Raw genomic sequence first — 9,091 nt, forward strand, 5'->3', positions numbered from 1 at the left:
AGGAACGGCTGACGGCCGACGGCCGCGGCATGATGCTGGAGATCCGCCGCCAGTCGATGAGCGACGATCCGGGCCCCGCCCAGGTGATCACGCCCTCCGGCAAGACGATGACGGTGAAGCTCGAGAAAGCCGAGCCCGGCATCTTCACCGGCAGCCTGCGAACCAGCGAGATCGGACTCTACCAGATCGGCAATGGCGATCTCACCGCGCTCGCCCATGTCGGTCCGGTCAACGCGCCGGAATTCCAGGACGTGGTCTCGACAGAGGACAGGCTCAAGGCGCCGGCCGAAGCGACGGGCGGCAGCGTGCGGCGGCTGGCGCCGTCATCCACGCTCGCCAATCTCGCCGGCGGCGTGGCCCTGCCGTCGATCGTGCCGATCCGCTCTTCGGCGGCGGCTTCGGGTGACGATTGGATAGGCCTGCGCACCACCGACGACAGCACGCTCAAGGCCGTATCGCGCGTGCCGCTGTTCGGCGGCTTTCTCGGCCTCGGCCTCTTGCTGCTCGCCATCGGCTCGATGTGGTATCGCGAAGGGCGGTAGCTCTTCCTTCGCCCCGTTCACGGGGAGAAGGTGCCCGAAGGGCGGATGAGGGGCGGCGCCAACGTTTGCAATTAGAGATCGGCGCTTGCCTTACCCCTCACCCTGCGCGGCCGGCAAGCCGGCCTCGCTGTCCCTCTCCCCGTAAACGGGGCGAGGGAAAAGACCCTACTCTTCCGGCTCGACGGTGAACAGCAGCGGATAGCCCTTGGCCTTGCCGGCATCGGTCGCCCGCGTCGCCTTGGTTTCGGCGACATCCTTGGTGAACACTGCAACGACGCAGACGCCGCGCGTGTGCGCCGTGATCATGACACGATGCGCCTGGTCCTCGCTGAGCTTGAACTCGCCTTTGAGCACAGTAACGACAAATTCGCGCGGTGTGAAATCGTCATTGATCAGGATGACTTTGTAGAGCTTCGGCCGCTCGGTCTTCGGCTGCGCCTTGACACGGGGTTTGATGACGGTTTCGGGCATCGGAATCCACCAGCGATGAACTGGGTTTCACATCACTTTGTCACGCGGGAACGCGCTCGTCCATTTGACTGCGCAACGGCGACAAGGCCAGGGCGATCAACACTATGTGGGGAAGCGCTGGCTGCCGGTCAACGGCCCTGCCGCCCGGCCGTGCGCGACCTGTCGGGGCCGCCCGATCCGCGCTCCAGCAGCGCAAAGAGCATCCAGGCGGCAAAGCCGATCATCGTCGAGCCGGTCAGCACGAGAAGAATCCAGGACTGCGCCGGCGTGATGTAGTCGAAGCTTGAAGAGATCAGCGGAGCGAACAGCTCTGGCTCGGTCCTGCCGCTGGCTGGATCCAGCACGGGGCTGGCGGTAAAGATGATCAACGATCGCGCGGCCGCGGTGACGATCAGGCCGCCGAGTGTCAGCCAACGCATCAGGGACGAAAACCGCTTCTTCATGCGGATTGTCCTACAGCACCGGCATTGCAATCAGGTTAATGGTGCGCGGCGGAAACTTGCCGATCGAGAAGGCTTCCGTCGCGCGTAAGCCGCCCCGGCCTGAGCCGGAGCGGCTTTGCAGGATGATGTCGAAGCCCGGATCAGGTCTTCGGGGCGTCCTTCTTCTCGGTCTTCTTGACGACCTTCTTCGTGTCGGCCTTCTTGTGCTTCTTGACGGTCTTCTTGGCCGAAACTTTCTTCACCGGCTTGGCCGTGGCGTCGGCCGGAGCGGTCGTGGTCGTCGAGGCAGCCGGAGCAGCGGTCGTCGTGGCGGCGGCGTTGCCGAGAGCCGGCATGGCGAAAGCGAGGGCAACACCGAGGCCGAGGGCGGAGAGGATGGACTTCTTCATGGCTTCATTTCCTTTTTCTTGCAGATCTTGATGAGCGTCACTGAACGGGATCGATCGGTGTCACTCCAAGCAGCTTCAAAGCGTTTGCGAGCATCCGGATACCCTGTGCCTGTTTCTTGTTGGCGCAGAACCGGTCTCCCTTTCTTTGCAGTGCTTTCGCCGCAGTGACCTGCGTTGCCGCGGCATGGGTTTCGAGGGCTTCGTCAACCTGACGGCTCAGATTGGTGCAGCGCTCGGTCCGGGTGAGCGGTGGCGCGACCTTTGCGGTTGAGGCGCCGGCCGCTGCTGTGATGAGCGATATGCTGAGCAAAGCACCCATCACGCTGATCCAGAACCTCTGCATTGGTCTCGTCCGTTACTCCGGAAACTTGCGTCGCAGCCGATGACCTGACCGCCACGGCACCGGTTATGACCTTGAAATTTTTCAGCAGTTTTTCTCGACTGTAGAATTTTGTTTCTGGATTGTTTCTGGGGAACCCGACCGGCGCGGCGATCGCGCCCACTGGCCAAGATGTGGCCCGAATTCTATCGTGTGAGAGATCGCCGAAGGGACGCCCGGCTAACAGAATCATAGGTTTCGAGTGAAATCGGACGCACACATACTGATCGTTGACGACGACAAGGGCATACGCGACCTGCTGCAAGAGTTTTTCCAGAAGCGCGGGCTGCACACGACGGTAGCCGGTGACGGCACCGAGATGGAGGCGGTCCTGCGCCGCACGCCGGTGGACCTGATCGTTCTCGACGTGATGCTGCCCGGAAGGAGCGGACTCGAGCTTTGCCGCGAGATCCGCGCCAACTACACCACGCCGATCATCATGCTGACCGCGGTCACCGAGACGACCGACCGTGTTGTGGGTCTCGAAATGGGCGCCGACGACTATGTGCCCAAGCCCTTCGATCCGCGCGAGCTTCTGGCCCGCATCCGCGCCGTGCTGAGGCGCAACGGCAGCGCCGAGCCGCGCCGCCCCGTCGCCAAGCAGATATACCGCTTCGCCGGCTGGACGATGGACTGCGCCCGCCGCCGCCTGACGGCCCCCGACGATGTGCGGGTAGAGCTGACTATGGCCGAGTTCAACCTGTTGCAGACCCTCGTCAAGAGCGCGGGACGCGTGCTGACCCGCGAGCAGCTGATCGAGCTCTCCGGCGGCGACACCGGCTACAGCTTCGACCGCAGCGTCGACATTCTGGTGAGCCGCCTGCGCCGCAAAATGGAAGACGATCCGAAAACGCCGAAACTGATCCTGACGGTGCGCAGCGGCGGCTATCAGTTCCTGCCCGAGACAACGTCCGAATGAGACGCTTTCTGCCGCAGACCCTGCCTGCCTGGGTGCTGCTCATCGTCATTGCCGGCCTCATGCTCAGCCAGGTGGCGACGCTTTACATCGTGGCACGCGACCGCGCCGCCGCCAACGGTGTCGTCGATCTCTACCGGTTGAACGACCGCGCCTATTCGCTCGTGCAGCTGATGCACGACGCCACGCCCGAAGAGCGCAAGGCGACCGCGTCCGGCCTGTTCAACTCGACCTATGCGCTGACGGTTTCGGACACGCCCGCCGTTACCTCCTCGATCGCCGGCGACGACGAGCTGGCCGAACTGGAGGACATCTTGGTCGGGCGCCTGTCGAAATTCGGCATCACCGATGCGCGCGTGCGGCGCGATCCGGCCACCCAGGAGGCCGACGTCCCGGACGGTCAGGCGGTGAACAAGGATGTCGGCCAGGTCGAACGCGACCTTCTGGTCCTCGCCGCGGATTTCGCGCAGAGCGACAAGCTGACGGCATCATTGCGTTTTTCCGACGGGCAATGGTTGAATTTCACGGAACCGATCACGCCGGCGGGGCCGATCCTGAGCCTCGACAGCCTGCCGCTCTACTCGCTGATCGCCGGTCTGATCGTCATCATGTCGATCTGGTCGCTGCGCCGGCTGACCGCGCCTTACCGGATGATGGAAACGGCGGTGACGCGTATCGGCAACGACCTGAAAAGCCCGCCGATCTCAGAGAGCGGCAGCCGCGAGATCCGCGCCGCGGCGAAGGCGATCAACGCCATGCAGATGCGGCTGCGCGATTACGTCGAGGACCGCGAGCACCTTGCGGCGGCGCTGGCGCATGACCTGCGCACGCCGCTTACCCGCATGCGGCTCCGCCTCGAACTGTTGCGCAGGTCGCCCGCGCGCGAGGCGCTGGCGCACGACCTCGCCGACATCGAAAGCATCGCGAGTTCCGTCATCGACTTCGCCAAATTCGAGGTGACCGAGGAAAAGGCCGAGCGGATAGATTTCTGGTCGCTGGTGGAATCGGTGGCGGACTCTTTCGAAGATGCATCCTTCGACGAGGATGCGACGCCTTCGCGCGGCCTGATCTGCATCGCGCGGCCGGTGGCGCTGCGCCGCTGCATCACCAATCTCATCCAGAACGCGGTGACCTACGGCAAGAAAGCGCATCTCGGCGTGCGGCGAACGGGCGACACGATCACGCTCTCGATCCGCGACGAGGGCCCCGGCATCCCGCAGGCGAAACTTGACGCGGTGTTCGGCTCCTTCGTGCGGCTGGAGGAATCGCGCAACCGCACCACCGGCGGCCTCGGCCTCGGCCTCACCATCGCCCGCAACATCGCCCGCGGCGCCGGCGGCGAGGTCGCTCTTTCCAATTACCCCGGCGGCGGCCTACTGACGGAGCTGCGGCTGCCGGTGGCAGCTTGAGTCAGCAGGCGGTTGCCGGTTCCACGCCGGTACTGGATCGATAACCTCTTCCTTGTGATAGTGCGCCCGTTTCTGCACGAGGAATCCGCCCCCATGTTTTACGCCATCCTTGCCTACCACGTCGAAGACACCGTCCAGTCATGGACACCAGACGAGGATGCCGCACTGATGAAGGACCTGCTCGAGGTCAACGACAGGCTGACCCGGGAAGGCAAGCTCGGCCCGGCGGCGAGGCTCGGCGCGACGGCACAGGCCGTGACGCTGCGCGGTCCCGGCGACGGCATGGTGATCGACGGTCCCTTTGCCGAGACCAAGGAACAGTTGCTCGGCCTCTATGTCCTCGACTGCGCCGACCAGGACGAAGCTATCGCTGCCGCGCGCGATCTCAAGCGCGTCAACCCTTCCGCCGTCTACGAGATCCGGCCGATCATGCTCTATCTGCCGGGCGCCGCGCTGGCGGCTGGTTGAGATCTATTCCCGCTGCCGCCTACTCGCAAGCGGTTCACTGCTGCGCGCGACGCCTGACAATGCGGTCGCGCGCCGCGATATCGGCGGGAGCCTCATCGACTGGATAGCCGAAATCCTTCAGTTCCGACATCGACAGCCCGGCCAAAGCCCGACGCCGCCTTGCAACCTGATATCGGCGCTGGAGCCCAGCGAAGGCCATCGCGATATTGGTGGCAAACGTGGCGGCAAGCCGGGTGGTGGGGTGGAAGGTTCTGATGCTGATATACGCCATTCCCATTCTCCCTCGTTCGAATTCACGAAGGCAATGTTCCACCGGCGCGCTTGGCCGATGTTCATCCAAGCGTGAAAGCGCGGGAAAAACCGCGCTAAATCGTCGTTAAGTCGAATGCAGGACGTGATATTCTGCCCAGGGCTTTTTCAAGGGGGCCGGGGTGCATATCCGATTGCTTGGCGGCATCGAGGTTGTCTCCGCAGGCGGGCAACCTCTGCATTTCGCGACGCGCAAGACGTCGCTGCTCTTTGCCGCGCTCGTCCTGGCCGGTCCCAAGGGCCTTCGCCGCGAGAGGGTGGCGGCGATGTTGTGGGCCGGTAGCGGCGAGCAACAAGCGCGAAACAGCCTGCGCCAGGCCCTGGTCGACATAAGGCGGCTGTTTCCGTCAACCGGCGACGCCGCCATTCGCGTCGAAGGCAATGCCGACACCATCTGGCTGGCGGCGGATGCCGATGAGGCTGACATCTGGGTTTTCGACGGCGCGTGGCAGGCCGAAGACGGCACTAACCTTGCGGCTGCTGCCGACCTCTACCGGGGGGATCTGCTCGACGGGTTGTCTTTCGCGGGCGAGGTCGACGAATGGCTTGCGCCGCTTCGGGCGAACTACACGCGCAAGGCGCTGGATTTGGCCGAGCGGCTTAGCCTTTTGCCGGGATGGGACGCACGCGAGGAACAGGCCTGCGAAGCATTGGCCGAAAGATTGGTGGCGCTCGACCCATGCGCCGAGCAGGCCCACCGCGCCCTGATCCGCATCTTCCACCACCGCGGTAAGACCAACGACGCCTTCCGCCAGTTCCTGGCCTGCAGGGAAGCCCTGAAGCGCGAGCTCGGCGTCGAACCCGAAGAGGCGACGCGGGCGCTGGTCGAACGGATCGAAGCGCCCGACATGGCGCCGAAGGAGCCAGTAGCTGACAGCGGCACGTCCGAGGAAATGAAGGCGCCGCGCCCTGCCGTTTCGGTGCCGGAAAAGCCGTCGATCGCAGTCCTGCCGTTCCAGAACATGAGCGGCGACGTCGAGCAGGACTATTTCACCGACGGCGTCGTCGAGGAGATCACGACGGCGCTGTCGCATGTCAGCTGGCTGTTCGTGATCGCACGCAATTCCGCCTTTGCCTACAAGGGCCGGGCGGTCGACGTCACCCGCGTGGGCCGCGAACTTGGGGTCCGCTACGTGCTGGAAGGCAGCGTCCGCAAGGCCGGCAGCCGGCTGCGCGTGGCCGGCCAGCTCGTCGAGGCGGCGGCGGGGACAAGTCTCTGGGCCGATCGCTTCGAGGGCGACGTGTCGGAGGTATTCGAACTGCAGGACCTCGTCGCCTCCCGCGTCATCGGCGCGATTTCGCCCCGGCTCGAGCAGGCCGAGATGGCCCGCGCCAAGCGCAAGCCTACCGAAAGTCTCGACGCCTATGACCACTATCTGCGCGGCATGACGAGCCTTTACCGCTGGACGAGGGAGGGGTTGGATGAGGCGCTGCCGCAGTTCTACAAGGCCATCGAGCTCGACCCCGACTTTGCCGCGACACAGGGCGCTGCCGCCTGGTGCTATTTCTGGCGGATGGCAAATGGCTGGATGACCAACCGGCATCAGGAGACCGCCGAAGTCGCCCGCCTGGTCGGCAACGTCGTCATTCACGGTCAAGACGATGCGGTGGCGCTGGCCTTCAGCAGTGTGGCGCTTGGCTACGTCGTCGGCGACTACGAGGCCGGCTCGGCGCTGGTCGATCGGGCGCTCGTGCTCAACCCGAACTGCGCCACCGCCTGGAGCGCCAGCGGCTACCTCAAGGCCTGCTACGGCGATCCGGACATCGCCATCGAGCACCTGTCGCGGGCAAGACGGCTGAGCCCGCTCGATCCGCTGACCTTCTTCATGCAGACCTTCACCGCATTCGCCCATTTCGTGGCCGGCCGCTACGATACCGCCTGGCCGCTGGCGGAAGCGGCTTCACGGGCGCAGCCATATTATCTTACTGGTCTGCGTGTAGCCGCCGCCAGCAATGCCATGGCCGGCAGGCGGGATGCCGCGAGCAAGTATATCGCGCGTTCGCGGCAGCTCGACCCAGAACTGACGCTTTCCAACCTCAAGCACCGGGTTGGGCCAATCAGGCCGGCCTATTTCGCCAAATATTTTGAGGCCCTGCGGCTGGCCGGCCTGCCCGAATGACACGTCCTAGGCGCACTTGTCTTCATCCGGCAGCGTCGCAGCCTCGATTTCCCGTCTCAGCCGAAGCGTTTCGCGCACCAGCAGGTCGAGATCGTCGCGGCGCGTGCGGTGATTGGCGATCGCCACTCTCAGGCAATGCCGGCCGTGCACGGTCGTGTCGGACAGAGCCGCGATGCCCTCTTCCTGCAGTCTCAACATGATCTCGGTGTTGAACGCCTTGAGCCGCTCTTCGGACCCGTCATCAAGCCGGTGTCGGAAGCTGACGATGTTGATGGTGGTCGGCGCCATCAGTTCGAGCGCCGGCTCCGCCTCGATCAGTCCGGCGAGGTAACGAGCCTGGGCGATGTTCTGGTCGATCAGCCGGCCGAACTTTTCGACGCCATGCTCCTTCAGCGCCATCCAGATTTTCAGCGCGCGAAAACCGCGCGACGTTTGAAGCCCGTAGTCGTTCAGCCACGCTCCGGAGGCAAGGCCGCGCGGCGTCGATTCCAGATATTCCGGCGTGACGGCAAATGTGTTGCGGTGGGCCGACGCGTCCCGCACCAGCGCGCAGCCGGCCTCGAAAGGCGCATGCAGCCATTTGTGCGGGTCGAGCGCGATCGAATCGGCTTGTTCGATACCGGCGACGAGCGATCGGTTCTCGGGCGCGATCGCGATCAGCGCGCCGATGCAGCCGTCGACATGGAACCAGAGGTCTTCTTCGGCCGCCACTTTCGCCAGCACCTGCAGATCGTCGACCGCGCCGGTGTTGACCGTGCCGGCGGTGCCGATCACGCAGGCCGGCTTGAAACCCGCCTCGCGATCCTCCGCGATGGCCGCTTTGAGCGCGCCGATGTCGATGCGCAACCCTGCGTCGGTCGGGATTCGCCGCAGCGCCCGGTTGCCGAGGCCAAGCGCTTCCATGGCCTTGCGGTGGCAGGAATGGACCTGGTCCGAAGCGTAGTAGCGCAACGGCTTCGGCATAGCGGCGACACCCCGCTCGCGCACGTCGACGCCGGCCTTGGCGTTGCGCGCCACGGTCAAGCCGATGATGTTGGCCATCGAACCGCCGCTGACCAGCGTGCCGCTGGACGAGGCCGGGAAGCCCATCATCTCCTTCATCCAGTTGACCACCTGGCTGTCCAGCAAGCCGGCGGCATGGTTGCCGCCGCCGAGATTGGACCCCTGGATCGCGGCCAGGAAATCGCCGATCGCGCCGGTGAAGTTGCTGGCCCCCATATACCAGGACCAGAAACGCGGATGGATGTTGCCCATCGGATAAGGCATGACGTTGCGGGCGACATCGTCATAGACCTCGGCCACCGGCGCCGGCGATCGCGGCAGGGGTGTCTTGAAGAACGATCGCACATCGGCCGGCATCTCGCGCCACACCGGACGCTCACGCACATCCCTGAGATAGGTGATGGCGTCATCGAGTATCCGGTGCGAGAGCGCTTCCGCATCGGCCCAGTCCGCCGGATCGAGCGTTTCGTCAGCGGCCGTTAATTCCCGCAAGCTATCCATGCGATTTCTCCCGCAGCCCTTTCCAGATCGGCCAATGTGCAGCCAATCACCGCGGCGTCGCCACTCGAAAATGGACGACGCCGCGGATCGTCCTCAGGCCTCGAACTGGCAACTGGGCGTCGAGCGCGACAGCGCCGTCTCC

10 protein-coding genes and 1 pseudogene are annotated in these 9,091 nt (G+C 64.6%); 5 read left to right on the forward strand and 6 right to left on the reverse strand.

Going from position 1 to position 9,091, the window contains the following annotated elements:
• Positions 1–542, forward strand: a pseudogene (locus EOA28_RS14590) (hypothetical protein); the annotation flags it as partial.
• A gap of 165 nt (positions 543–707) precedes the next feature.
• Here EOA28_RS14590 and clpS read toward each other — a convergent pair.
• The 4 genes from clpS to EOA28_RS14610 all read right to left on the reverse strand — a co-directional run bounded on the left by clpS (position 708) and on the right by EOA28_RS14610 (position 2,188).
• A complete protein-coding gene (gene clpS / locus EOA28_RS14595; RefSeq protein ID WP_042640247.1) occupies positions 708–1,013 on the reverse strand; it encodes an ATP-dependent Clp protease adapter ClpS in 306 nt (101 codons plus the stop codon).
• A 128-nt stretch (positions 1,014–1,141) separates the two neighbouring features.
• Entirely contained in the window at positions 1,142–1,456 is a 315-nt protein-coding gene (locus tag EOA28_RS14600; RefSeq protein ID WP_245463350.1) for a hypothetical protein, read from the reverse strand.
• A gap of 140 nt (positions 1,457–1,596) precedes the next feature.
• Positions 1,597–1,845, reverse strand: coding sequence for a hypothetical protein (locus EOA28_RS14605; protein ID WP_126081632.1), 249 nt, complete (start codon positions 1,843–1,845; stop codon positions 1,597–1,599).
• Positions 1,846–1,882: 37 nt separating this feature from the next.
• A complete protein-coding gene (locus tag EOA28_RS14610; protein WP_126059731.1) occupies positions 1,883–2,188 on the reverse strand; it encodes a hypothetical protein in 306 nt (101 codons plus the stop codon).
• 238 nt (positions 2,189–2,426) lie between these two features.
• Here EOA28_RS14610 and EOA28_RS14615 point away from each other — a divergent pair, with 238 nt between their 5' ends.
• From EOA28_RS14615 to EOA28_RS14625, 3 genes are all read left to right on the forward strand, one after another.
• Positions 2,427–3,143 carry a response regulator transcription factor gene (locus tag EOA28_RS14615; protein ID WP_126081630.1) on the forward strand — a complete coding sequence of 239 codons (717 nt, stop codon included), beginning with the start codon at positions 2,427–2,429 and terminating at the stop codon, positions 3,141–3,143.
• Entirely contained in the window at positions 3,140–4,549 is a 1,410-nt protein-coding gene (locus EOA28_RS14620; protein WP_127250755.1) for an ATP-binding protein, read from the forward strand. The genes EOA28_RS14615 and EOA28_RS14620 overlap by 4 nt, the downstream gene beginning before the upstream one ends.
• A 93-nt stretch (positions 4,550–4,642) precedes the next feature.
• The gene (locus EOA28_RS14625) at positions 4,643–5,017 is read left to right on the forward strand and encodes a YciI family protein (protein ID WP_127250754.1); all 375 of its coding nucleotides are present in this window, start codon (positions 4,643–4,645) and stop codon (positions 5,015–5,017) included.
• A gap of 34 nt (positions 5,018–5,051) precedes the next feature.
• On the opposite strand, the gene EOA28_RS14630 is transcribed toward EOA28_RS14625, so the two are convergent.
• Positions 5,052–5,288, reverse strand: coding sequence for a hypothetical protein (locus tag EOA28_RS14630; protein WP_128314988.1), 237 nt, complete (start codon positions 5,286–5,288; stop codon positions 5,052–5,054).
• A 160-nt stretch (positions 5,289–5,448) separates the two neighbouring features.
• Here EOA28_RS14630 and EOA28_RS14635 point away from each other — a divergent pair, with 160 nt between their 5' ends.
• Positions 5,449–7,446 carry a BTAD domain-containing putative transcriptional regulator gene (locus EOA28_RS14635; protein ID WP_127250752.1) on the forward strand — a complete coding sequence of 666 codons (1,998 nt, stop codon included), beginning with the start codon at positions 5,449–5,451 and terminating at the stop codon, positions 7,444–7,446.
• 6 nt (positions 7,447–7,452) lie between these two features.
• On the opposite strand, the gene EOA28_RS14640 is transcribed toward EOA28_RS14635, so the two are convergent.
• Complete coding sequence (locus EOA28_RS14640) at positions 7,453–8,949, reverse strand: aspartate aminotransferase family protein (RefSeq protein WP_127250751.1); 1,497 nt, start codon at positions 8,947–8,949, stop codon at positions 7,453–7,455.
• Between the last annotated feature and the right edge of the window lie 142 nt (positions 8,950–9,091).

Origin of the sequence: Mesorhizobium sp. M2A.F.Ca.ET.067.02.1.1 (genome assembly GCF_004023285.1) — a bacterium.
Classification (GTDB): domain Bacteria; phylum Pseudomonadota; class Alphaproteobacteria; order Rhizobiales; family Rhizobiaceae; genus Mesorhizobium.